Source organism: Thalassospira sp. HF15 (genome assembly GCF_011806525.1).
GTDB lineage: Bacteria > Pseudomonadota > Alphaproteobacteria > Rhodospirillales > Thalassospiraceae > Thalassospira.
Genome location: NZ_JAAVKI010000002.1, coordinates 155,821 through 180,578, shown reverse-complemented (window position 1 = coordinate 180,578; position 24,758 = coordinate 155,821). Strand labels below are relative to the sequence as shown.

22 protein-coding genes are annotated in these 24,758 nt (G+C 56.5%); 13 read left to right on the top strand and 9 right to left on the bottom strand.

The annotated features are described in order from the left end of the window. Genes HED22_RS04345 through HED22_RS04335 form a run of 3 tightly spaced genes read left to right on the top strand, consistent with a single transcriptional unit; the run spans position 1 to position 2,386 of the window. Positions 1-684, top strand: a complete 684-nt coding sequence (locus tag HED22_RS04345; RefSeq protein ID WP_167719512.1) for a histidine phosphatase family protein — start codon at positions 1-3, stop codon at positions 682-684. 11 nt (positions 685-695) lie between these two features. Further along, the gene (locus HED22_RS04340) at positions 696-2,114 is read left to right on the top strand and encodes a metallophosphoesterase (RefSeq protein WP_167719509.1); all 1,419 of its coding nucleotides are present in this window, start codon (positions 696-698) and stop codon (positions 2,112-2,114) included. Beyond that, entirely contained in the window at positions 2,111-2,386 is a 276-nt protein-coding gene (locus tag HED22_RS04335; RefSeq protein ID WP_167719507.1) for an amphi-Trp domain-containing protein, read from the top strand. The genes HED22_RS04340 and HED22_RS04335 overlap by 4 nt, the downstream gene beginning before the upstream one ends. 129 nt (positions 2,387-2,515) lie before the next feature. Here the strand turns inward: HED22_RS04335 and HED22_RS04330 are convergent, their stop codons facing one another. The 3 genes from HED22_RS04330 to HED22_RS04320 form a co-directional block, all read right to left on the bottom strand. Beyond that, positions 2,516-3,895: an aspartate aminotransferase family protein gene (locus HED22_RS04330; protein WP_167719504.1), complete on the bottom strand. Its 1,380-nt coding sequence runs from the start codon at positions 3,893-3,895 to the stop codon at positions 2,516-2,518. A gap of 98 nt (positions 3,896-3,993) precedes the next feature. After that, complete coding sequence (locus HED22_RS04325; protein ID WP_167719501.1) at positions 3,994-5,040, bottom strand: histone deacetylase family protein; 1,047 nt, start codon at positions 5,038-5,040, stop codon at positions 3,994-3,996. Then, positions 5,037-5,741: a GntR family transcriptional regulator gene (locus tag HED22_RS04320; RefSeq protein ID WP_167719498.1), complete on the bottom strand. Its 705-nt coding sequence runs from the start codon at positions 5,739-5,741 to the stop codon at positions 5,037-5,039. The genes HED22_RS04325 and HED22_RS04320 overlap by 4 nt, the downstream gene beginning before the upstream one ends. Before the next feature lie 199 nt (positions 5,742-5,940). Here HED22_RS04320 and HED22_RS04315 point away from each other — a divergent pair, with 199 nt between their 5' ends. The 7 genes from HED22_RS04315 (at position 5,941) to HED22_RS04285 (ending at position 14,187) form a co-directional block, all read left to right on the top strand. Further along, positions 5,941-6,699, top strand: a complete 759-nt coding sequence (locus HED22_RS04315; RefSeq protein WP_167719495.1) for a class II aldolase/adducin family protein — start codon at positions 5,941-5,943, stop codon at positions 6,697-6,699. Positions 6,700-6,800: 101 nt separating this feature from the next. Further along, the gene (locus HED22_RS04310) at positions 6,801-8,354 is read left to right on the top strand and encodes an ABC transporter substrate-binding protein (RefSeq protein ID WP_167719492.1); all 1,554 of its coding nucleotides are present in this window, start codon (positions 6,801-6,803) and stop codon (positions 8,352-8,354) included. Positions 8,355-8,439: 85 nt separating this feature from the next. Beyond that, a complete protein-coding gene (locus HED22_RS04305; protein ID WP_167719489.1) occupies positions 8,440-9,417 on the top strand; it encodes an ABC transporter permease in 978 nt (325 codons plus the stop codon). A 1-nt stretch (position 9,418) separates the two neighbouring features. Beyond that, on the top strand, positions 9,419-10,252 hold the full coding sequence (locus HED22_RS04300; RefSeq protein WP_167719486.1) for an ABC transporter permease: 834 nt from the start codon (positions 9,419-9,421) through the stop codon (positions 10,250-10,252). Beyond that, entirely contained in the window at positions 10,249-11,868 is a 1,620-nt protein-coding gene (locus HED22_RS04295) for an ABC transporter ATP-binding protein (RefSeq protein WP_167719483.1), read from the top strand. Before HED22_RS04300 ends, HED22_RS04295 begins: the two co-directional genes overlap by 4 nt. Then, positions 11,865-12,770: a glyoxylate/hydroxypyruvate reductase A gene (locus HED22_RS04290; RefSeq protein ID WP_167719480.1), complete on the top strand. Its 906-nt coding sequence runs from the start codon at positions 11,865-11,867 to the stop codon at positions 12,768-12,770. The genes HED22_RS04295 and HED22_RS04290 overlap by 4 nt, the downstream gene beginning before the upstream one ends. A 25-nt stretch (positions 12,771-12,795) precedes the next feature. Beyond that, entirely contained in the window at positions 12,796-14,187 is a 1,392-nt protein-coding gene (locus HED22_RS04285; RefSeq protein WP_167719477.1) for an amidase family protein, read from the top strand. A 121-nt stretch (positions 14,188-14,308) separates the two neighbouring features. Here the strand turns inward: HED22_RS04285 and HED22_RS04280 are convergent, their stop codons facing one another. The 3 genes from HED22_RS04280 to HED22_RS04270 are packed head-to-tail and all read right to left on the bottom strand — an operon-like array spanning position 14,309 to position 17,501. Continuing rightward, positions 14,309-15,496, bottom strand: coding sequence for a Xaa-Pro peptidase family protein (locus tag HED22_RS04280; RefSeq protein WP_167719474.1), 1,188 nt, complete (start codon positions 15,494-15,496; stop codon positions 14,309-14,311). Positions 15,497-15,538: 42 nt separating this feature from the next. Continuing rightward, on the bottom strand, positions 15,539-16,699 hold the full coding sequence (locus HED22_RS04275) for a M20 aminoacylase family protein (RefSeq protein WP_217701854.1): 1,161 nt from the start codon (positions 16,697-16,699) through the stop codon (positions 15,539-15,541). A gap of 16 nt (positions 16,700-16,715) precedes the next feature. Further along, positions 16,716-17,501 carry an aspartate/glutamate racemase family protein gene (locus HED22_RS04270; RefSeq protein ID WP_167719471.1) on the bottom strand — a complete coding sequence of 262 codons (786 nt, stop codon included), beginning with the start codon at positions 17,499-17,501 and terminating at the stop codon, positions 16,716-16,718. Positions 17,502-17,738: 237 nt separating this feature from the next. Here HED22_RS04270 and HED22_RS04265 point away from each other — a divergent pair, with 237 nt between their 5' ends. Then, a complete protein-coding gene (locus HED22_RS04265; RefSeq protein WP_167719468.1) occupies positions 17,739-18,224 on the top strand; it encodes an Lrp/AsnC family transcriptional regulator in 486 nt (161 codons plus the stop codon). Here HED22_RS04265 and HED22_RS04260 read toward each other — a convergent pair. Further along, positions 18,221-19,432 (bottom strand): diaminopropionate ammonia-lyase, encoded by a 1,212-nt coding sequence (locus HED22_RS04260; RefSeq protein WP_217701853.1) that lies wholly within the window; start codon positions 19,430-19,432, stop codon positions 18,221-18,223. The two genes, HED22_RS04265 and HED22_RS04260, sit on opposite strands and share 4 nt — an antisense overlap. A gap of 164 nt (positions 19,433-19,596) precedes the next feature. After that, the gene (locus HED22_RS04255; RefSeq protein ID WP_167719465.1) at positions 19,597-20,253 is read right to left on the bottom strand and encodes a TetR/AcrR family transcriptional regulator; all 657 of its coding nucleotides are present in this window, start codon (positions 20,251-20,253) and stop codon (positions 19,597-19,599) included. Positions 20,254-20,401: 148 nt separating this feature from the next. Here HED22_RS04255 and HED22_RS04250 point away from each other — a divergent pair, with 148 nt between their 5' ends. Beyond that, a complete protein-coding gene (locus HED22_RS04250) occupies positions 20,402-22,438 on the top strand; it encodes an NADH:flavin oxidoreductase (RefSeq protein WP_167719462.1) in 2,037 nt (678 codons plus the stop codon). Between the two features lie 50 nt (positions 22,439-22,488). Here the strand turns inward: HED22_RS04250 and HED22_RS04245 are convergent, their stop codons facing one another. Beyond that, positions 22,489-23,367, bottom strand: coding sequence for a LysR substrate-binding domain-containing protein (locus tag HED22_RS04245; RefSeq protein ID WP_167719458.1), 879 nt, complete (start codon positions 23,365-23,367; stop codon positions 22,489-22,491). 148 nt (positions 23,368-23,515) lie between these two features. On the opposite strand from HED22_RS04245, the gene HED22_RS04240 reads away from it, so the two are divergent. Then, positions 23,516-24,757, top strand: a complete 1,242-nt coding sequence (locus HED22_RS04240) for an aromatic ring-hydroxylating dioxygenase subunit alpha (RefSeq protein WP_167719455.1) — start codon at positions 23,516-23,518, stop codon at positions 24,755-24,757. Position 24,758 lies beyond the last annotated feature (1 nt).

Below are 24,758 nucleotides of genomic sequence, written 5' to 3'. Positions count from 1 at the left end.
ATGGCCCGACATTTTGCTGCCCTTGTCCGCCACGGCGATTACCATCAACGGGAAAACGTACCGAGTGCGCATCAGCCCTTTGCCCTGACCGCGTGTGGCGAACAACAAGCCCATGATGCCGCCAAAACACTAGCCAAACTAGCGACCGATCTTGGCGCGGAAATTGATCCCGTGATCGACAGTTCACAGATGCTGCGTGCATGGGCAACCGCCGACATCATCGCGACCACGCTCACGGGTGATTTCTCGGTCATCTGTCATGATGCACTGGCTGAACGCAGTGTCGGCGCGCTGGCGAATCTCAGCATTTCGGAAATCAATCAGATCGTCGACGCCGATCCAAGGTTTGATCCGCTTCCCGAAGGCTGGAAATCCGACAGCCACTTTCGCCTGCCATTTCAGGGTGCCGAATCCCTGATGCAATCGGGTGAACGGGTGGCGGCCCATCTGACCAAACATATGAAAGAATTTCCAACGCGCGACACCCTCAAGGTCTTTGTCGGTCACGGCGCATCGTTCCGCCACGCCGCCCATCATTTGGGCGTGTTGCGGTTTGATGAGATCGCCGCCCTTAGCATGTATCATGCCCGCCCGGTCGTGCTCGAACATCATGCCGATTGCACGTGGTATCATGTGGCAGGCGATTGGAAGGTCCGCGCCAAAGCGGAACCGGTATTGGATTAGGCCCTAAGCCAATGACAGAAGCAATCAAACATCAGAACGCCGAGATCGACGTGCCTCTTCCCCATTACAAAGGGCCGTGGCCGTCCTGGCTTTATCCTGAACTGCCGCGCGAAGCGCGCGACTGGACCTATGGCGGGGACAAGTCCTTTGGCGAGGAAAATGGCGATCGCAAACTGCTGTTAAGCGAGCTTGATCGCCTGACAAAGCGCAAGCTCTGGACTTGGCCAAAACGTCCGATCCTGTTCTTTTCCGATCTGCATGCGGACCGAAAGGCGTTTGTGGCGTCGCTCGTCGCATCGGGTGGGGTGCGCCGTACCGGACCGGGGGTGATGAATTTCCGCCTGACCAACCTCGGCAAACAGGCGACCTTCATCATTGGCGGTGACTGCTTTGACAAGGGGCCGCATAACCTCAAACTCCTGCGTGCGGTGCGTCGCCTGATCGAGCTGGATGCACGGGTGCGCATTCTGGCGGGCAACCATGATGTTCGAAATCTGTTGGGTATGCAGGCGGTTAATGGTGACGCTGATGAAAAGGTCGATCATCGCAATGATCATTTCTTCCTGCGTCTGGGCCCCAAGGTTGTGCCGCTACTTGTCGAAATTCGCGACAGCTACCTGACCGGGCGCAAGGCGCTTGCCGATATCCCGGAAGAGGACGAATGTCGTCGGCGTCTTTTCCCTCACCCGGACTGGTTTGACGCATTTCCCAAAATTGCCGCCGATCATCTGCCCAAAAAGCAGATCGATGTCGAACTCAAGCGGATCAAAAAGAAAATGGTCAGCTTTGAACCCGCCTGTGCAGAAGCCGGGCTTTCGATGCGCCAGGTTTATGCGGCAGTCCTGAAATGGCGCGAACTGTTCTTGCAGCCGGACGGCGAGTTTCACTGGTTCTTCAAACGCATGCGCCTTGGCTATCACGTCGGGTCTTTCATGTTTGTCCATGCCGGCTTTGATGACGCCATGGCAGATCTTTTGCACGCCGATGGCGTCAAGGCCCTTAATCGGCAGTTCCGCGACGCCCTGTTTGGCGAACCGTTTGATCTTTATTACGGATCAATCGCCAATACCGTGCGGACAAAACATCGCACGATCGACAATCACCTGAGCCCCGAAGGCGCGCAAAAAATCCATGACAGCGGCATTCACGCAATCATTCACGGCCATCGCAATCTGCTTGATGGCCAACGCATCATGTTGCGTCGTGGGCTGATCAATTTTGAATGTGACTCCACCATTGACCAGCATTCCCGCCACAAGGAAGGCCTCAAAGGATCCGGCGCGGCTGTGACGATTGTCCATCCCGAAGGTCATATTCTGGGCATCAGCACCGACTTCCCCTATGCCAAGGCGTTCGAGCCGAAACGCACCCTGACCGCATTAAGTTCGGCCCTCCTGTCCGATGATAAAAGCGCAAAGGCGAACCGATGAAACAGATCAAAAAACAGTTCAGCCATGATTCCTTGCAAGACGCCGATTCGATCAAGGCGATCCTCAAGGCCATCACGACCGGGGTGGGCAAAGGCAAAGTCGTGCTCAGCGATGATCAGGATGACATCATTCTGGAGCCCGAAGGTCTTTTGAACCTGAAAGTCTCAGCCTCACAGGACGAAGACCGCAGCAGTCTGACGCTCCGCATCAGCTGGCATGCCGACCGAAATGTTTCGAAGAAACGCAAACTGGTCGTTGGCGACGGCAAATAACGACGACACTCTGCCATCATCAAAATTTGCTGCCTGAAACAAAAAAGCCGGAGATGAGGTTAACCCCATCTCCGGCTTTCTGTTTGGGCGACGCGACCTTGTGGTCGCGGCCCGGGTGCAATTCTCAGATCAAAGCATGCCTTCGGACTTGGCCCACTCAAGTGCGCGATCCAGTGCACGGCCAAGGCGGGCGTGGATTTCGCGCACATCGTCCTCGGTGATGATCAGCGGCGGGCAAAGCGCCACGGTGTCATAGACATTGCGGCAAATAAGCCCTTCTTCGGCGGCCATGGCGACGACCTTGGCGGCAACCGCACCGGGTTTGCCAAACGGCTGTTTGGTTTTCTTGTCAGCCATTTCCAGACCGGCAATCAGGCCAACACCACGCACTTCACCAACAAGCGCATGATCGGCAAAGGCGCGCAAACCGTCCTGGAACATCGGCTCCAGACGTTTGGCATTGCCCATCAGGTCGCGTTCTTCGATGATATTAAGGTTCTCAAGCCCAACCGCACAGGACACCGGATGCCCGGTTGCGGTAAAGCCATGGCCGAAATTGCCAAGCTTGGCGGTGTTATCGGCAATCGCGTTGTAAACCTTGTCATTTACCACGATGGCGGCAAGCGGCATGTAGGACGAGGTCAGCTGTTTGGACGTCACAAGGATATCTGGCGTAAAGCCATATTTCTCGCAGCCAAAGCGTTCCCCGGTCCGACCGAAACCGTTAATCACCTCGTCAGACACCAGCAGGATGTCATACTTGCGGCAAATCTCCGCCACACCCGGCCAGTAGCCTTCCGGCGGGGTCATCACACCACCGGCACCCATCACCGGTTCACCGATGAAGCCTGCGATGGTTTCCGGACCTTCGGCGATGATGGTGTCTTCAAGTTCTTTCAAAAGACGCGCGGTGAATTCGGTCTCAGATTCGCCTTCTTCGCCATAGCGCCAGTAATGCGGGCAGGTCAGATGCGTCACCGGAATGGCGGGCAGGTCAAAGTCCTTCTGGTTGCCCGCAAGGCCGGTCAGCGACCCCGATGCAATCGTGATCCCGTGATAGGCCTTGGTGCGCGACAGGAACTTCTTCTTTTCCGGGCGACCCAGACCGTTATTAAGGAACCAGGCCATCTTGACCACGGTGTCATTGGCTTCTGAGCCGGAATTGGTAAAGAACACACGGTTCAGGCCCTCTGGCGTCATTTCGGCCAGTTTTTCCGCCAGTCGGATCGACGGCTCGTGTGCCTTGTGCGCAAAGCTGTGGTAATAGGGCAGGCGTTTGAGCTGCGCATAGGCGGCATCGGCCAGACGTGTTTCCGAAAACCCGACGGCAACCGACCAAAGACCGGCAAGACCTTCGATATATTCCTTGCCTTCGCTGTCGGTAACACGGGCGCCATTGCCCCCGGTCATGATCATCGGGCCCTTTTCCTCGTGCAGGCGCATATTGGTATAGGGATGCATCGAGTGGGCGATATCCGACATGTGGAGCGAATTTGGGCGGTGGTTCATGTGAAACTCCCGTTCTGAGGGTGATGCCCGGTCAAGGGGCGGTCATTATGGTGCACCATAGGTGTTTGGGAAAACCTGCTATCGGTGGCAATAGCAGGTCAGGTCGTCTCAAGGGCGGGTATCTTCGCACCCAAAAAGCCCGAAAGGAAAGATGATAATGACGTCGGAAGGGCGGGCGACAAATACCCCCCTTCCTGAACAATCACGGTCGGATAGCCCGCAGCGGCGATTTTTTCGCCCGCGCGCCGCAGCCCGTCCCACGAAACCTTCATCCCCATAAGCGGATCTTCTTCGTGCGTGTCCAGCCCAAGGCTAAGCACGATGGCCCCGGGGTCAAAGGCGGCAATACGCGCAAGCGCACTGTCAATCGCGGCAAGCCATGGCCCGTCGGTGGTGGTGCGAGGGAGGGGGAGGTTGAGGTTATAGCCCTCACCATCCCCTTGGCCGGTCTCATCGGCAAAGCCGGTAAAGAACGGGTAGTAGTTCGTGGGGTCGGCATGGATCGAAACCGTCAGCACATCGCGTCGGTCATAGAAAATATCCTGCGTGCCGTTGCCATGATGGACATCGATATCAAGTACGGCGACGCGGGCATGTTTTCCGCGCAGGCGCGCAGCTGCGATGGCGGAATTATTCAAAAGGCAATGACCAGCTGCAACCTCGGCGCTGGTGTGGTGGCCTGCGGGCCGACACAGCGCATAGGCGTGGGGCGCGCCGCCAAGGACTGCATCCGTCGCAGCAACCGCGCAATCGGCCGCACGCCGTGCGGCCTGCCAGCTATGCTTGCCAATCGGGGCCGATGTATCGCCCATATGCCAGCCGGCACGGGCCAGAATCGTCTCCGGATAGGACGAAGTCGCTGCCCGGGGAAAGACATTGGGCACCACTTCCGGCCCGGCATCGGGCTGCTTTTGCCATTCTTCCCACGCGGTTTCGAGGAAACCCAGAAACCGTGGTGTATGCACGGCTTCCAGGGCTTCAACCGGTGCGGCGGGCGGTTCACTGACTGTCAGCGACAATTCCTTGAGCCCCGCAAGCAAAAGCCGGGCGCGTTCGGCCTGTTCGGCATTGCGTTTCACCTTGCCATAGGTCAGGCGAAAGACCGGGTCATGGGTTTCGGTCTCGGGGGCGTAGAAGCATTTCATGACGAAGCCTTGCCTTCTTCAAGTAAGCGGAATTGGGTGGTGACGATGCGTTGTGCTTCTGCGATGTGATAACGGATTGCCTCAACCGCCTGCTTGGCATTTCCTGCCTGCAGCGCCTCAAGAATCGGCTCATGGGTTTCGGCGATCCGGCTGGGATCATCGTAAAGCTGACCAATCAGCATGATGCTGAATTCGGTCTCGATGGCGATCTGTTCAAACACATTGAGGAATTTCGGGTTGCCGCTGCCGGTGCAAAGCAGCCGGTGAAACTGCATGTCGGCCTCGACCTGGGTAAACATGTCGACACCGTCATGGGCGACCCGATGAAGTTCGGCCACTTGCGCAATCAGTGCCTGTTCGGTCTCTTCACTCCAGTTTTCGACCAGGCGTTCGACCACGGCGATTTCAATCGCCAACCGTAATCCGTACAGGTCATCAAGCGCCTTTGCCGAAACCTGACGGACGAAAAATCCCCGGTTTGGCTCGGATGTCACCAGTCCGGAGCTTTCAAGCAGGCGGGCCGCTTCGCGCACAGGGGCCCGGCTTACGCCCAGTTCCCGTGCGACGACCGACTCCGACAAACGGGCACCCGGTGCGAGCTTTCCCGTGATGATCGCTTTGCTCAGAATCTTCGCGACCCGTTGTACGAGCCCCTCGCGATCAAGCTGCTGAAAGCCGGAAGACGGCTGTGTTTCTGTCATATGTAAGCCTGAAAAAGGTGTGTCTGAATTCTATGTAATGTGCCCGCGAACGATGCCAACGAAATATGTGTGGCTTCGGTCAGTCTAGGCAACGAATTGTAGATTGTCGACAATTTACTTGACTGAGAAGGGATCATCCCGCAGCCTTGAACCAATCAAAAAAGTTAACACGAAAGGGGCGGCGTTAATGCATGACGGCATGAGCGCTCAGAAAATATCTGAGATACGACGTGACCTCGCGGCGGCCTATCGGCTGATCGCGCTTGAGGGCATGGATGACAGCATTTACACCCATATTTCGGCACGGCTTCCATCCGGACCGGGCGGCGAACAGCGTTTCCTGCTCAATCCCTATGGTCTGCGCTTTGACGAGGTCACAGCAGCCAATCTGGTCACTGTCGATGAAACCGGCGCCGTGATCGACGACCCGCATGGTGCGGGTGTCAATGCGGCGGGTTTCACCATTCATTCCGCCGTTCACATGGCGCGCCATGATGCGGTCTGCGTGCTGCACACCCACACCGTTGCCGGCGTGGCCGTTTCATCGAACAAGGAAGGCCTTTTGCCGCTTAATCAATGGTCGGCGCAATTCTATGACCGGATCGCCTTTCACGATTACGAGGGCATTGCCCTTAATCTTGAAGAACGTGCGCGCATCGTCGCCGACCTTGGCGATAAATCGGTCATGCTTCTGCGCAACCACGGCACGTTGCTGTTGGGACGTTCGGTCGCGGAGGCCGTCAAACTGGCCCTTAATCTCGAGCGCTCCTGCAAGGCACAGGTGGCAGCCCTTGGCATGGGGCTGACACCGGTTGTACTGTCCCATGATGTCGCCGAACATACGGCCAGCCAGTACCAATCGATGTACGACTCCATGGAACAGATGGGCAAAACAGACCCGGAATGGGCGGCCCAACTGCGCAGGCTTGAGACCTGCGCGCCAGGTTACCACGGGTAATCAATGTCGGCGGCCGCGATTGTGGCCGTCGGCCAAATGCCACGTTCGTAAAACCAAAAAAAACAAAAAATCTGAAATCCAGACAACAATCAGGGATTGCTATGAAATACCTAAAACTGAAAGCGACTACGTTCCTAATCGCTGCCACCTTGGCGTCGCCTTTGGCGGCACAAGAAGCTGGCGGCCGTCTTGATATCGTTGTTCAGCCCGAACCGCCGGGACTGATGCTGGGCCTTGTTCAGAACGGCCCGACCCAGCTTGTCGCGGGTGATATCTATGAAAGCCTTTTGCGCTATGACGGCGATCTGACCCCGATGCCGGGTTTGGCCAAAAGCTGGGAAATCTCCGACGACGGCCTGACCTATACCTTCAAACTCAACGAAGGTGTCACCTGGCATGATGGCGAGCCGTTCTCTGCCGATGACGTGGTCTTCTCTGCCGATGTTTTCCTGCGTGAAACCCATGCCCGCCTGCGTGCGTCGCTGGCCTATGTCGAAAGCATCACGGCACCCGACCCGCTGACGGTTGTGTTCAAACTCAAAGAACCGTTTGGTCCGTTTATCAACGCCTTTGAAAACGGCACCATGCCGATCGTGCCCAAGCACATCTACGAGGGCACCGACTTTGCCAATAACCCGGCAAACGCCACCCCGATTGGCACCGGGCCGTTCAAGTTCGACGAATGGGTCAAAGGCAGCCACATCCACCTCGTGAAAAACGAGGACTACTATGTCGATGGCCTGCCTTATCTCGACGAGGTCTTCTACCGCGTGATCCCGGATGCTGCGGCGCGTGCTGTTGCGTTTGAAACCGGTGAAGTCGATGTCCTGCCCGGCGGTTCCGTCGAAAACTGGGATATCCCGCGTCTGGCCGAAATGGATGGCGTCTGTGTGACTGAAAAAGGCTGGGAATTCCTCGCGCCGCTCGCATGGATGTGGATGAACAACCGCGAAGGTCCGACCGCAAACGTGAAGTTCCGTCAGGCTGTCATGTACGCCATGGATCGCAAATTCATGCGTGATGTCGTCTGGAACGGCTTTGGTACGGTCGCGACCGGTCCGATCGCATCGAGCACCAATTTCTATTCTGACGACGTCACCATCTACGATCATAACCCGGACAAGGCCAAGGAACTGCTGGCCGAGATGGGCTATGACGGTGAACCGGTCCGCATTCTGCCGCTGCCATACGGCGAAACCTGGCAGCGCTGGGCCGAGGCTGTGCGTCAGAACCTCAGCGAAGTCGGCATCAATGCCGAAATCGACAGCTCCGATGTCGCGGGCTGGAACGAAAAAACGTCCCAGTGGGATTACGATTTGGCCTTCACCTATCTCTATCAATATGGTGACCCGGCTCTTGGTGTGTCACGTAACTACACCGCTGATCGCATCAAGAAAGGCAGCCCGTGGAACAATGTCGAGGGCTACAACAACCCTGAACTCGACAAAAAATGGGCGGCTGCGGCAACCATGGTGAAACCGATGGAACGTGCCGATGCCTATGCCGAGATTCAGAAGGAAATCGTCGATGATGTGCCGGTTGCCTGGATGCAGGAACTGACCTTCCCGACCATCTACCGTTGCAACGTCAATGACCTGGTCACCACGGCCATCGGTATCAATGACGGTCCGCGTAACGCCTGGATTGAAAAATAAGTCTGTGGGCGGGCCGGTAACCGGCCCGCCTTTTTCCTGACACCCGCCAAGGCGGGACTTCCAATACGGGATGCTACGGGGACAAATGACCATATTCGCTGTCATCGTGTCGCGGCTTTCCAAGGCAATTTTGACCTTGTTGGCCATCGCGATTCTCAATTTTTTCCTGATCCATGCCGCACCAGGCGATCCGGCCGTTGTGCTTGCCGGTGAAGCCGGTGCCGCCGACGAGCAGATGATCGAACAACTGCGTGAACGCTTTGGCCTTGATCAGCCGCTTTATGTCCAGCTTGGCAAATATGTCGCAGGGATCGTCCAACTTGATCTCGGCTATTCCTTCCGACAGGGCGCACCTGTGGCAGAACTCATTGCCGATCGCTTGCCCGCCACACTGTTGCTGACATTGACCGCCTTTGTTGTCTCGCTTGTCATGGGGATCGTCTTTGGCGTCTCGGCTGCCGCCCGGGTCGGCAAACCATCCGATTCTGTTTTGACCACATTGGCGCTTTTATTCTATGCCACACCACTATACTGGCTGGCATTGATGGCGGTTTTGGTGTTCTCGGTATGGCTCGGTTGGCTGCCCGGATTTGGCTATGAGACAGTCGGTGCAAACTATACCGGATTTACCCGTGTCCTCGACATCCTCAGTCATCTGATTTTGCCAGCCCTGACACTCGGCCTGTTTTTCACGGCTGTTTATATGCGCATGGCGCGCGCTTCCATGCTGGAAGTCTCACAGCTTGATTTTGTCAAAACCGCCAAGGCCAAGGGCCTTTCCGATGCGGTCATTCGTCGCCGTCACATCCTGCGTAACGCTATCCTGCCGGTTGTAACACTTGCCGGTTTGCAGGCAGGCCAACTGGTCGGCGGGGCTGTTCTGACCGAAACCGTCTTTGCCTGGCCGGGCATCGGACGTCTGATGTTCGAAAGCTTGGCTGCACGTGATTACAACACGATTTTGGGCGTGTTCCTTGTCTCTGCCGCCATGGTGATCCTGTTCAACATTGTGACCGACATTGTCTATCGCATCGTCGATCCCCGTATCGGAGCCCGTAGCTGACATGTGGAAACGTTTCAGAAGCAATATGGGCGCCATGGTTGGTGTCGCCCTGTTAATCGCCGTTATTGTTGTCGCCGTGATTGCCCCCATGCTCTTTCCGCAAGGGCCGTGGCAGATGGTGCAACGTCCGTTCCTCGCACCGTTTGCCGTTGATGGTCTGCCGTTGGGCACCGATACGCTGGGCCGCAATGTCGCCGCACAGCTGGCTTACGGGGCGCAGGTATCCCTTTTGGTCGGGCTGGTATCAACCCTGGTCGCGCTGTTGATCGGTGTGCCGCTTGGCGCGTTGGCCGGATTTTATGGCGGCTATGTCGACGAAGGGGCAATGCGCTTTACCGAGTTTTTCCAGACCATCCCCAACTTCGCTTTGGCCATCGTGCTGGTGGCGATCTTTGAACCGACACTGACCTCGATCACGGTCGCAATTGCGATTGTCAGTTGGCCACCGGTCGCGCGTCTTGTGCGGGCCGAGGTGATGTCTGTCCGCACCCGCGAATTTGTCGATGCCGCACGTCTGGCCGGACTGTCAAAGCAACGCATCCTGATCCGTCAGGTGCTGCCCAACACGGTCTCGCCGATCATCGTCATGGCGTCGCTTATGGTTGCAACCGCGATCCTGCTTGAAAGCTCGCTCTCCTTCCTTGGGCTCGGTGATCCCAACGCAATGTCGTGGGGCTATATGATCGGGGCGGCGCGTACCGTCATCCGCACAAGCTGGTGGCTCAGCTTCTTCCCGGGCATAGCCATCGTCATCACCGTTTTGGCACTCAACCTGATCGGCGAGGGCTTGAATGATGCCTTTAATCCGCATCTGTCGCGAAAGGGCAAGGCATGAGCCAGACACTCTCAATTGAACGTCTGACCATCGGCCTTCCCGATGGTGCTGACCGCCCGTTTGCCGTCGAAAATGTCAGCTTCACCATCGACAAGGGCGAAATCCTCTGCGTGGTGGGGGAGTCCGGATCAGGCAAGTCGATGACGGCCAATGCCCTGATGGGCTTGCTCCCGCCCGGGGTTGACGTCAAATCCGGTCGGGCGATGTTTGAAGGCCGGGATGTTTTGCGTCTGTCCGAGGCCGAAAAACAGGCGATGCGCGGTGCGCAGGTCGCGATGATCTTTCAGGAACCGATGACCGCACTCAATCCTTTGATGCGCATCGGTGACCAGATCGCCGAGGTCTTCGCCGCCCATAACCTTTATACCCAGTCAGAGCGTCGCGCCCGCACGCTTGATCTGGTGCGCGAAGTCGGCCTGCCGGACCCGGAAAAGATCGTTCGGGCCTATCCGTTCCAGCTTTCGGGTGGTCAGCGACAACGTGCCATGATCGCCATGGCCTTGGCACTTGAACCCAAACTCCTGATCGCCGATGAACCGACAACCGCACTTGATGTCACGACCCAGGCCCAGATCCTGAAACTGATCCTTGATCTGCGCAAACGGCGTGGCATGGCGGTGATGTTCATCACCCATGATTTCGGCGTGGTCGCCGAGATCGCCGATCAGGTGATCGTCATGCGCGAAGGCAAGGTGGTTGAACGCGGTGATGCCGCCGCCGTTCTTGAAAACCCGCAGCACGAATACACCAAGCGTCTGCTCGATGCGATCCCGACCGGAAAACTGCCCGAGGCCCGCACGCTCAGCGAAACACCGGCGCTTGAAATCAAGAACCTGCGCAAAACCTTCCGCACCGGTGGTGGGTTGTTCAAACCCGTCCGCGAAGTCCATGCGGTCGATGATGTCTCGCTCACAGTTGCGCGCGGCGAGGTGCTTGGTCTTGTTGGTGAATCGGGCTCGGGAAAGTCGACATTGGGCCGCACGGCGGTCCGCCTTGTCACGCCCGATGGCGGGCATGTCATGGTCGGCGGTGTCGATCTTGCAGCGCTGTCTGAGGAAGAACTCCGCAAGCAACGCAACAAGGTCCAGATGGTGTTTCAGGACCCCTATGCATCCCTTAATCCGCGCCAGCGGATCATGGGGGCGCTGACCGATGGCCCGATCAATCGCGGCGTGCCCAAGGAAAAGGCACAGGCCAAGGCCCGCGAATTGCTTGAAATCGTTGGTTTGGGGGCTGATGCCGCCATGCGCTATCCGCACGAATTCTCCGGCGGGCAGCGCCAGCGCATCGGGATTGCCCGCGCATTGGCGATGGAACCTGAACTCATCATCGCCGATGAAGCGGTTTCGGCCCTTGATGTGTCTATTCAGGCTCAGGTGCTTGATCTGTTGCGTGAATTGCGCGAACGGCTGTCGCTTTCGATCCTGTTCATCACCCATGACCTCCGGGTTGCAGCCCAGCTTTGCGACCGTATTGCGGTGATGCAAAAGGGCAAATTGGTTGAAATCGGCCGGGTCGATGAAATCTTCCTGGCCCCCAAACAGGACTACACCCGTCAGCTTCTGGCCGCCGTGCCCGGGGCCGACTGGGCCCAAAGCCAAGAAGTGCCCGCATGATTGGTGTTCTTTCGTGCAGTAAACTCGATTTGCGCGACATTTATGGCGCGCATTTCGAAGCCCTCGCGCCCGAGCTTGACCTGCGCCTGCCCCACGAAATCGACCGGCCCGAAGATGTGACCTTCATGGTCACCTTCGTGCCGGCCGCGGATGCTTTTACGCCCTATCCCAATATCCGGGCGGTCTATTCAATCGGGGCCGGGGTGGATGCGATTATGTCCTGCCCGTCCCTGCCGCCGACTGTGGCGGTCCACCGGGTCGAGGACCCCGATCAGGCCCGCCAGATGGCAGGGTTCGCCGCCTTCCATGTGCTCTGGCATCACCGCAATATGGGCCAGTATCTCGCCAATCAGAAAATCAATAACTGGCAACGCCAGTTGACCGGTTTGTCGCCGCGCGCGCAGCGGATCGGTGTGCTGGGATTTGGTCATATGGGACGCGCGGTTGCCAAGGCGCTGACTGCATTGGGATACCCGGTCGCAAGCTATTCACGCTCTGCCCCGCAGCCGTCTGAAAACGGGGTCACGCATTACAGTGCGGGCCGGTTTGATGATTTCCTTGCCCAAAGCGACATCCTGATCAATGTCCTGCCGTTGACCGATCAGACACGCGGCATCCTTGGCACGGAAAACCTTGCCAAATTGCCCAAGGGGGCGGCTTTGATCCATCTGGGTCGCGGCGGGCAGGTCGATGAAGTTGCCCTTATTGATGCCCTTGATCGCGGCCATCTGTCGGGCGCATCGCTTGATGTGTTTGATGTCGAACCCTTGCCGTCCGATCACCCGCTTTGGACCCATCCAAAGGTGTTTGTCACCCCCCACGTGGCCAGCATCTGTGAACCGCAAACCACGGTTCTGTCGATCCGTCGGACCCAACTTGAACGAACGCCCCTCACAGCTTGACCCCAACTCAAAGGTAGCGCCGCCGATGACCATTGATCCCAACTCACTGTCCGCCCGTGAACTGGCCCGTCGCATCAAAACGGGGGAGCTCACGGCCACCTCGGTCATTCGCCACACCCTGGATCGTGTCGCGCGTATCAATCCGTCAATCAACGCCATCGTGCAGGACTGCGCGGCTGAGGCGATGAGAGATGCCGAACATCTCGATGCCCGCATTGCTGCGGGCGATGATGTCGGGCCGCTGGCCGGGGTTCCGGTCACGATCAAGGTGATCTCTGATCAGGCGGGTCATGCCACGACCAATGGCACAACACTGGCTGCCGATCTGATCGCAACCAGCGACAGTCCGTTTTTGCAAAACCTGCGCAGCAAGGGCGCGATTGTCATCGGGCGCACCAACACGCCGGCCTTTTCCTATCGCTGGTTCACCTCAAACAAGGTCCACGGCACAACGCTGAACCCGCATAACCCGGACCTCACACCGGGCGGCTCATCGGGCGGGGCCGGTGCGGCAACATCCGCCGGATTGGGCCATATCGGTCATGGCACCGATATCGCGGGTTCGGTGCGCTATCCGGCCTATGCCTGTGGTATTCACGGGCTGCGCCCGACCCATGGCCGCATTCCGATGTTCAATCAAACCGGCGGCGACCGCCCGATTGGCGCACAGCTGATGGCCGTGTCCGGGCCGCTTGCGCGTTCTGTTGATGATCTAAGGCTGGCCCTTGAAGGCATGGCGGGCTACGCCGCCGATGACCCATGGAGTGTCCCGATGCCGCTGCGCGGGCCGGATTTCAATCGCCGTGTGGCGCTCGTCACCCATCCGGGCGGGATCAAGACTGATCCGCGCATTGTCGCTGACCTTGAACGCTCCGCTGAAATGTTCCGCGCCGCTGGTTGGACGGTCGAAACCCCTGACATCCCCGAAATCCACGAGGCGGTTGAACTGCAGATTGACCTGTGGCTGTCCGATGATCATGCGGGCAAACTGGCCGCCGCCCGTCAGGAAGACGATCCCGGCGCGATTGCCCTGCTTGAACATTACGCCGATCGCGCCAACGCCATTGATCTGGCCAAGTTCAGCCAGCTTTTTGTCCGCCGTGCAGCCCTTGTCCGCGCCTGGCGCGCTTTCCTTGCCGACTATCCCGTCGCCCTGATGCCGGTGTCGGCCGAACTCCCGTTCCGCAAGGACGAGGACCTTGAAGGATCGGCCACCATCGCCCGTCTGTGGGAATCCCAACTGCCGCAAATCGCCATCCCGCTGCTCGGCCTTCCGGCCATCTCAATCTCCACGGGTGTTAAAAACGGGATTCCGTCCGGCGTGCAACTGGTCGCCGCGCCTTGGCGCGAAGACATCTGTCTGACCGCGGGCGAAGTCCTTGAGCAGGGCTTTGGCCTGCCCCGGATGACGTTCTGATATGAAAACGTAACATCGGCAGTTATTCGAACTCTAAAAATGCGGCGCTTTCAACTCGGAAGGAACAAGTATTTGCTTGCTTATGGCGACACGGTCGCATTCAGCCAACTTGGCGCATTCCTCAATTTGGCACTCGGTTCGGAAGATTTTGCCATGTTCGTTTGTGCAGAAGTTCGCACCCATCCGCGGTGATCACGATGTTTTCTTCCTGAACCATCATTTTGCCCGGTGCGAAGCTCATGCCTGGTTCGAGGGTCAGGACCATGCCCGGTTCGAGCTGGGTGTCGCCACCTTCCTGAAGCGATGGCCATTCGGTCAGTTGCATGCCAAGGCCGTGGCCCATTCGGCCCACCGAATTGCCAAGAGCACCGACCTTTCTCAACTCGTCGGACATGGCGCGCCAGATGTTGCCGGTGGTGTTGCCGGGCGCGGCGGTCTTAAGACCCGCCTCGGTGGCAGCATATACAGCGTCGTAGGCATCAAGCGTTTGAGGATCGATTTTGCCGAAGGCGAAGTTGCGGTCGAAATCGCTGAAATACCCATCGAAATTCGCACCGGCATCAATGATCAGAACATCGCCATCGACCAATACTCGATCCGTCGGGCCCATGATGATGTTGTCATATCCGCCCGGACCGGATGCCGCGATCAGATATGGGCAACTATCAGCGCCCAGCCGCAGCATTTCGATCTGCATGGTTTTGCAGGCGTCCCGTTCACTCATGCCGGGTTGAATGGTTTCGCGCAGGAAATCGAAACCGGCTGCCGTGACTTCGCAGGCAAAGCGGATTTTTGCAATCTCGGCCTCTGACTTCACCGCGCGTATGGTGCGCATGAGAAGGCTGATATCAACGATCTCGTGACTGCCAAGGTTTTGGCAAAGCTGTTTGAAGTTGTTGGCGGGCATGCGCAGATGGCTTTCCGGCCCCATCATCGCGCCGATTTTTCGGTTGCTGCCGGCCGCAGTTTTGAGGGTATCGGTAAGAAGGCTGATGCCATCATCTTCCGGACGGGGGGAAGGCCAGCTTCGGACATCGTCGATCCAGGTCTGGTCAAACCCGGCCACACCGATTTCGGGCACAACGGCAATCGGCTTGCCAGCCGCCGGGATCACCAGAAACCACGGTCGCGTCGGACTTTCCCAGAACTGTGATTTGAAGCCGCTGAAATAACGAAATTCAGGTTCGGTCGAGACAAACAGTGCGCCGATATTTTCCATGGTCATAAATGCCTGCAGGCGTTTTGTGCGTTCTTCGAACTCAGCGTTGGTAAACCCGCGGGCAGGCGGGATCAGTTTACCGGTTTCCATCCTTGAGGGCTCCTGCGTTTGGGTGGCCAGGTGATCACGCGATCAACCCAGAATGTCTTCGACGAGTTGCACCCAGTATTCTGCGCCCTTGGCAAGGATGCGGTCATTGAAATCGTAACTCGGATTATGAAGCGCGCAGCCACCAACCTTTCCGGTCCCGTTGCCGATCAAGGCATAACAACCGGGCTTGACGCGCAGCATGCTGGAAAAATCTTCGGAGATCGTCAGGGGAGCGCACTCTGACACCACATTGTCTGCGCCAAAAACAGCACAAGCCGCGTTGATCGCCTTGGTGGTTTGATCAGCGCTGTTGATGGTCGAATGAAAGGTATTCTTGAAGTGGAATTCATATGCAGCCCCGGCCGCCTGACACGTGCCCGCAACGATGCGTTCCATGGCATCCCTGATTTTTGCAAGGCTGTGATCGGTAAAGCAGCGGCAGTCGCCCTTGATGGCGACTTCTGAGGGGATGACATTGACTGTACCGTTGGTGATGAATTCAGTTGCGGAAATCACAGCAGGTTCTTCGGTGACGCTGAGATTGCGCGAGACGATTGTCTGAAGGGCAAGGATGATTTGGGAACCCACCACAATCGGATCGACACCCCGATGGGGCATGGCGGCGTGACCACCAATGCCCGTGACCCTGATTTCAAAGCTGCTTTCGCTGGCCATCAGTGAGCCGGGACGGACGGTAAAGGTGCCTTCAGCCTGGCCCGGCATGTTGTGAAGACCATAGACCTCATCGATGGCAAAGCGTTCAAACAGGCCGTCATCAATCATCGCCTGTGCGCCTGCGCCATGTTCTTCATCAGGCTGGAAAATGAAATGCGCTGTGCCGTCAAAGTTCTTGGTTTTTGCCAGATGGGCAGCGGCCCCCAGAAGCATCGCCGAATGCCCGTCATGGCCGCAGGCATGCATCTTGCCATCATGAACAGAGCAATAGGGTGTTGTGCTTTGCTCGACAATGAAAAGGGCATCCATATCGGCGCGCAGGCCCACAGATCGATCCGAACTGCCATTGCGCAAGACCCCGACAATGCCGCTGTGTCCGATACCCCTAACGGTTTCAATCCCGAAGTTTTCAAGCTTTTCGGCGATAAAGTTTGAGGTCAGGGGCAAGTCAAAGCCGCATTCCGGATGGCGATGCAGGTGTTGGCGCCATGCGGTCATGTCTTTGATCAGGGGCATATCAAGGGGCATTCAAATGTCCTTTGTCTCAGGCGGAGGCCGTGTTTGGCGCAGTTCCAAGATGATCGCGCATCAGGGTGCCAAAGCCCGATACCGGCTTTGGATAGTTCATCAGTTTCAGGCTGTGCCAGGCAAGAGCCTGATTGGAGCTGATCACGGGTATGTTCAATAGGGTCTCGAGATCTGCAATCAGGGTCGATGCCCGCAAGGCAGTACAGGAAATGAACAGAAGATCAGCCTGCTTGGCACAGGTTTGAAGCGCTGCGGTTTTGATGTCTTCGGGGGTTATGAAGGTCATCGCGGTGTCGTCTTCAAATCCGAAACCGGCCATGTTGATGACTTCTATCCCAAAGGATTCAAAAAGGGCTGCAACATCGCGGTTTACCGGTTCGGTATAGGGCGTGAGGATCGAGATTTTCTTTGCCGACAGGGTATTAAACGCGCTAGCAGCCGCAGTCGCCGGATTGGTCACCGGGACGCCGGGATGGACTTCCTGAATAAGGCGGGTGACTTCATCAACGCCGATGGCAATAGCCCCCGACGTGCACGCGTAAATTACCGCATCAAGATCAGTGCTAGGCAGGATTTTATCGGCAGCATCGCGAATGCCAGGTGTCATGCGTCGCAGGTTTTCAATCGTCAGCGGGTTATGGTTTCGAACCCGACTGGTAAAGAAGCGGACATCTGTTGGATAAAGCTGCTTCAAATCGGTTTCGATATTGAAATCGGTCGCCAGCGATATCAGGCCAACCCGACCGCCCGGAGCCAGGTGGTCCAGTGGTTTTAGAGGATTGATTGTCGCAAAGGTGGTCATTTCTGATGAAAACCCCAAAAGGGAAGCCTAAACGTGATGGGCGTCCCTGACATGGATGCAGAACCAGAAGGCTAGCGCAGTCTGGTGCGGGAATTCTTACAATCTCTGCGCCATTGTGCCGAAAAGCTGCATTATTTGCCGGAATATGATCGGCAAAAGGGGTTTACATTGCAATCAAAGCCCGCACACTGAACGGGATGTGTCGGATCGGCCGGCCGGATTTTTCAGGTGTTTTCAATGAGCAACGCCCCCACTGGCAAGATTGACGGCTTTGATGCGAAAATCCTTGAGATCATCCAGAAATCAAATCGGGCAACGTCCGATCAGATTGCCGAGCAGGTATGCCTTTCGCCTGCCGCCGTTCAGCGGCGCATCAAGAAAATGCGTGAACAGAACATCATCAGTGCCGAAGTCGCGGTGGTGAATGCCAAGGCGGTTGACCGAAATGTCACCGCCATCGTGCAGGTCACCATGGAACGCGAACAGCTTCATCTGCTTGATGAATTCAAGAAAACCGCGAAAAACCATCCGTCTGTTCAGCAGTGCTATTACGTGACGGGCAGTGCCGATTTCGTGCTTGTCGTCACCGCACGTGACATGGATGAATATGAAGACTTCACCCGCGAAGTTTTCTTTGAAAACAACAATGTCAAAGGCTTCCAGACCAGTATTGTCATGGACAATGTGAAGGTTGGCCTTTCCGTGCCGGTTGAGATCGATTAAGCCTGCGCAGGGTCACCAACAAGGCGTTCATACATTTCCGGATCAGTTGCACCTTCTGTCCCGATGACAAAAATCTTGCTGTCTGGCCCAAGGCCAAGCGCTTTGGCAAAGGCCGGGTCTTGCGAAGCCAGAATTGCAGCCCCCAGACCGGCAACGGCGGATTCGCCCGCCTCAATTTTCGGATCAGCCTTATAGCCATGGGCAAGAAGTTGCATCACAGGGGCGACCATGTCTTCGCTTAATGTCATGAAGTCATCAGCCCCGTTGGACAGGATTTGCCAGCCGAGAAGCGACACCTCGCCGCACGCAAGCCCCGCCATCAGTGTTTCAAGATCCCCGTCGACGGCAACCGGGTGGCCGGCCTTGGCGCTTTCCTGCAGGCAATTGGCCTGTTCGGGCTCGACCACAATGATGCGCGGGCGTTTTTCGCCCCAAAGGTCCCAGAAATACCCTGTCACGGCAGATGCCAATCCGCCAACACCGCCCTGAATGAGTACATGTGTCGGGATGTCGCCATCCATCTGCTCGACAGCTTCGGAAAGCATAACGGTATAGCCAAGGGCGACATCCTTGGGGACCTCCATATAGCCTTCATAGCTGGTGTCTGAAACGATGATGCGGCCCTTTGATTTGGCTTCGCTGTCGGCCAAGCGGACCGATTCGTCATAATTGCCTTTGATACGGATGACTTCGGCGCCAAAGGCTTCCATCGCCTGTTTGCGGCCCTCGGACACGTCGCGATGAATGTAAATCACGCAGCCACAGCCAAACATTTGCGCGCCCCAGGCAACAGAGCGCCCGTGATTGCCATCGGTTGCGCAGGTGATGACGATTTCCGATACCGTGTCCCTATGTTTCCCCGCCAGAATGTCGGAGACCGTCGGGCGGATACCGGTTTTGTCTTCGATGATCGCCTGAAGCTGCCTTGCAACGGCATAGGCCCCGCCCAGCGCCTTAAAGCTTTTGAGGCCAAACCGGGTTGCTTCATCCTTGTACCAAATCTCGCCAAGCCCGCAGTCGTGCGCGAGGCTGGAAAGGCGATGAAGGGGTGTTGGCTGATAAGACGGCCAGGCAGTGATGTTGTCGATGGCTTCGCGCGATTTTGCGACGCTGATAACGGCCTTCTGGGCGTCGGAATAGGCGTTTTTCCGATTTGCCAACGGGTTTGCAAAATGGGTCATGGACCCTTCGACGCTGATCATGCTCATCACTGCCCTCAAATGTTCAAGACGCAAAACCATCAATGGTGGTCCGGTGCATGACATTCTATTGACCAGCTATGCGGATTTTCCTTTGAATCGCGATCAAATCCGATGCCCGCCATCAGTTTTCAGGCAAAATTGATGCAAACCGTCAAAAGGAGGATGCCCGTTCAAGCTTCGAAATTGTGCCGGGCGTAGAAGCGGTTGAGTTCGTTTTGCGTCGGAGCCTGTCCACAGAATGTTTCGACATAGCCCGGAATGCGGGCCATTCGCACAGCAATATCTTCGTTTGATTGCATGGAGATATAGCCGATCTGCACCAGATAAATCGTGCGCGCGCGGACATCAGCCATGCGGGCATCCTGCCCGAAACGGGTGAACAGTTTGGCAAGCGCATCAAGGCGTTGTTGATCAGCCTTTTCAATCTCGGCCATGACATCGGATGACTGGACCGCCCAGCTGCGCACCGCAAATTCAAGACGTGCGTCAAACAGATCAGCCATCAGCCAGCAATCAATGATGTTAAGCATCGCTTCCGAAACGGTTTCGGCATAGGCCTCTGCCTGTTTGATCAGATTGCCGGTGTTTTTTTCGCGCCAAAGATCAAGCAACGCGCCGAGCAATTCCTTCCGGTCCTTGAAAAACCAATAGAAGCTGGTGCGTGACAGGCTGAGGCGCTTTGCCAATGGCTGAATCTTTACACCATCCACCCCGGTTTCAATCAGGGCGTCATAGGCCGCGTTCAGCCAGATCTCGGCCGATCCGCGCCATCCACTATTTTGCCCGGCGTTGGTTTGTCCGGCGGTATTTTCAATCTGTTCTTCCATGGACCTGTCCTTAGCAAACTGCCCGAGTCCGGACAAGTACAGTGTACATCAATGTATCTGAAACATACACTAGTGAACTTAAAATTGACATATCTGTACATTTTTGAATATCGTCATGGTCAGAGAGTTCAAACCCGGAGCCCCGCACATGTCCAATGATCCACTTCTTCAGCCTTATCAGCTTAAACATCTGACGCTGCGCAACCGCATCATCATGACGTCACACGAACCGGCGTACCCCGAGGACGGCATGCCCAAGGACCGGTACCGCGCCTACCATGTGGAGCGTGCCAAGGGTGGGGTCGCCATGACCATGACGGCAGGGTCGGCCGCGGTGTCCAAAGACAGCCCGCCGGTCTTCAACAACCTGCTGGTCTGGAAGGACGAGGTCGTTCCGTGGATGAAAGACCTGACCGATGCGGTGCATGAACAGGGTGCTGCAGTCATGATCCAGTTGACCCACCTTGGTCGCCGGACGCGCTGGGACAAGGCAAACTGGTTGCCGGTGGTATCGCCCTCGCACAGGCGCGAAGCAGCGCATCGTGCCTTCCCGAAAAAGATGGAAGACTGGGATATCGAACGCATCATCAAGGATTATGCTGATGCCGCCGAACGCATGAAGGCCGGCGGCATGGACGGGATCGAGCTTCAGGCATACGGTCATCTGATGGATCAGTTCTGGTCGCCGCTGACCAACGAACTTGATGGCCCTTATGGCGGCAGCATTGATAACCGACTGCGTTTCACCTTTGACGTCCTGACCGAAATTCGCAAACGCGTTGGTCCCGATTTCATTGTCGGTGTGCGCTATACCGGGGATGAATGTATTGATGGCGGCTTGACCCCGTCCGATGGTCTTGAGATTTCCAAGCGGCTCAAAGACAGCGGCATGGTCGATTTTCTGAACGTTATTCGTGGGCGTATTGATACCGATGCTGCGCTGACTGATGTGATTCCGATTCAGGGTATGGCCAATTCACCGCATCTGGATTTTGCAGGTGAAATCCGTGCTGCGACCGACTTCCCGACCTTCCATGCCGCCAAAATCCCCGACGTGGCAACCGCGCGTCATGCAATTGCATCGGGCAAGGTCGATATGGTGGGCATGACACGTGCCCACATCACTGATCCGCACATCGTGCGCAAGATAATTGAAAAGCGCGAAGATGAAATTCGTCCGTGCGTCGGGGCAAACTATTGCCTTGATCGCATCTATCAGGGTGGATCGGCCTATTGCATTCATAATGCGGCAACCGGGCGTGAGCTTTCGATGCCCCAGATCATCGAGGCTGCTGAAACACGCAAAAAGGTCGTTATTGTCGGATCCGGCCCGGCGGGCATGGAAGCTGCGCGTGTTGCCGGCGAACGCGGCCACGAGGTTGTTGTCTATGAAGCGGCCCCCAATCCCGGTGGGCAAATTCGCCTGACAGCGCAGAACGAACGCCGCCGCGAAATGATCAGTATCATCGACTGGCGTATGGCAGAATGCACCCGTCTTGGTGTGACCTTCCATTTCAACACCTGGGCCGAGGCCGATGCGATCACGGCGGAAAACCCGGATGTCGTGATCATTGCCACCGGTGGGATGCCTGATACCGAGGTCCTGTCAAAAGGCAATGATCTGGTTGTTTCGACCTGGGATATCATTTCGGGCGACGTCAAACCGGGCAGCAATGTGCTTGTCTATGACGATGCTGGTGATCATGCCGGTTTGCAGGCAGCCGAACTGATTGCCAAATCAGGTGCCAAGGTCGAAATCATGACCCCGGACCGTGCCTTTGCGCCCGAAGTCATGGCCATGAACCTTGTGCCCTATATGCGGTCCATGCAGAAGCTTGATACCACCTTTACCGTGACCTATCGTCTGGAGGCGGTGGAAAAACAGGGTAATCAACTCGTCGCGCATATCGGCAGCGACTATGGCGGTGTGGACAAGCAGCGGGTTGTTGATCAGATCGTCGTTAACCATGGCACCATTCCGCTGGATGACATCTATTTCGACTTGAAACCGGGATCGACAAACCTTGGCGAAATGTCCCATGACCAACTTCTGGCCGGTCAGCCGCAATCAGTTATGCGCAACCCGGAAGGGGACTATCAGCTTTTCCGGATCGGGGATGCGGTATCGGCACGTAACACCCACGCCGCGATCTATGATGCCTTGCGTCTGTTGAAAGACGTCTGATCTGAAGGGCAAGCGTGGCTCATTGCTGCGCTTGCCCTTACGTCTTCATTTCAGGTGGCATCAATCAGCCAGTCGACAAAGATGCGGGCCTTTTCCGATGCGCGGGGATGGACGCGTAAATAGAACCCCATTGGAGACCGGATTTCATCCGGTACCAGCTTGATCAGGCGTCCGTCTTCCAGCAGCGGTCCGACCAGCTCGTCCCAGCCAAGCACCGCGCCGACGTCATCCTGGGCGGCTTCGAGCGCAATCGTGTAATTGTTGAGCTTAAAGCTGCGCCCCTTTGGTGCAGGGCGACCCAGCGCACGAAACCAGTCGGTCCATGTTGTCCAGTCGATTTCCTCGTAATGCAGGTGGATCAAGGGTGCGCGAAGCAGATCATCAATCGTTTTGATGTTTTGTTCGGCCTTGAAGGCTGGCGTTCCGATGGCAGCAACGCGGTCCTGAAACAGCTTGTGGTATCCCTCGGCCCCATCATCGGGGTTGCAGTAAAGAATGCTGAGATCGCAATGCCCGGTCATGCCCGGGACATCCGAGACAATTTGCGAAACCGTGATATCGGGGTGAATTTTCCAAAAAGCAGCAATCTTTGGCGTAAGCCAGAGTGAACTGACCGCCGTTGTCGTTCTGATCGTGACATCGACTGTTTCGGGTTGATCACGCAGCTGCATGACCGTTTCAGAAATGGTTTCAAATCCTCTTTGAAGGGCGACAAGAAGGTAGGCGCCTTTTTCTGTCAGCTCCACTCCGCGATTGCGGCGGATAAAAAGTGCACTGCCAATATCGGCTTCAAGCGCCTTGATCTGGTGGCTTACAGCGGCTGGTGTAACATTCAGTTCTGCCGCCGCATCCTTGAAGCTCATGTTGCGGCCAGCAGCTTCAAAGCAGATCAGAGCATTGATCGAAGAAAGATCATAAGGGCGGGCCACCGGACTCTCCCGAAAATACGACAGGCATGTCATCTGAGTTTTTCAGATTAGTTGAACTAAACCAAGATGAAAATTAATGCCGTTGTAAAACATGGCATGAAGTCCACACTTTTGGTTGCTTCAAAACATCAAGAAACGGATTTTCGCCATGCCCGTCACCCCGCATTCAGTTCAAGAGCTTCTGGCACGCCGCGTTCCCGGCTATTCGCTGGAACAGCCGTTCTATACGGATCCGGCGATCTTTGCGCTGGACATTGAAAACATTCATTACAAGCAATGGCTGTTTGCGATCCCGGCATGCGAAATACCCAAGGCGGGCGATTACGTTATCTATGAGGTCGGGGCCTATTCCGTCGTGATCGTGCGGGGCAATGATCAGGTGGTGCGCGCCTTCCACAATTCGTGTCGCCATCGTGGGTCGGTTCTGTGCAAAACCAAAAAGGGCCGGAATCCCAGACTGGTGTGCCCTTATCACCAATGGACTTATGATCTTGATGGCAAGTTGCTTTGGGCCCGCGATATGGGACCGGATTTCGACACTTCAAAGTTCGGGTTAAGCGCCGTTCATTGTCGGGTGATCAGTGGTCTGGTTTATATCTGTTTGGCCGAAAATGCCCCGGATATTGAACCGTTTGCCAATGCCGCAGAGCGATATCTTGCGCCGCATGATCTTGAAAATTCCAAGGTCGCGTTTGAAAGCACGATTATCGAAAACGCCAACTGGAAGCTGGTCTGGGAGAATAACCGGGAATGCTACCACTGCGGGGGGAATCACCCGTCGCTTTGCCGGACCTTCCCGGAAGATGCACGTGCGATTGGCAGTACAGCAGATGGTGTGGTGGCAAGCGTACTTGATGATCACGTCGCCCGGTGCGAGGCGGTTGGTGCGCCGTCGGCCTATCAGATTTCTGAAACCGGGGAATGGCGGCTGGTGCGTGTGCCGCTGCTGGGCGAAGCTGAAAGCTATACGCTTGATACCAAGGCGGCGGTCAGTCTGCCGAACTCAAGCATCCCTTTCAAGAATGCAGGATCGCTTTTGAAGTTCCATTACCCTTCAACCTGGAACCATTTCTTGTCCGATCATGCGCTTGTATTCCGGGTGACCCCAATCAGTCCGACGGAAACCGAAGTCTGCACCAAATGGCTTGTGCATAAGGACGCGGTTGAAGGCCGTGACTATGATCTTAAGCGTCTGACGGAAGTCTGGCTTTCGACCAACGCCGAAGACAAGGAAGTGGTCGAAAACAATCAGCGCGGCATTGCCACACCGGCCTACAGGGTTGGACCATATTCCGAAATCCAGGAAGCCGGCGTTGCCCAGTTTGGCAACTGGTACGCGAAAATGCTGGCTGACGGACTTTCGCAAACCAGTTTGGTCGCGGCGGAGTAGG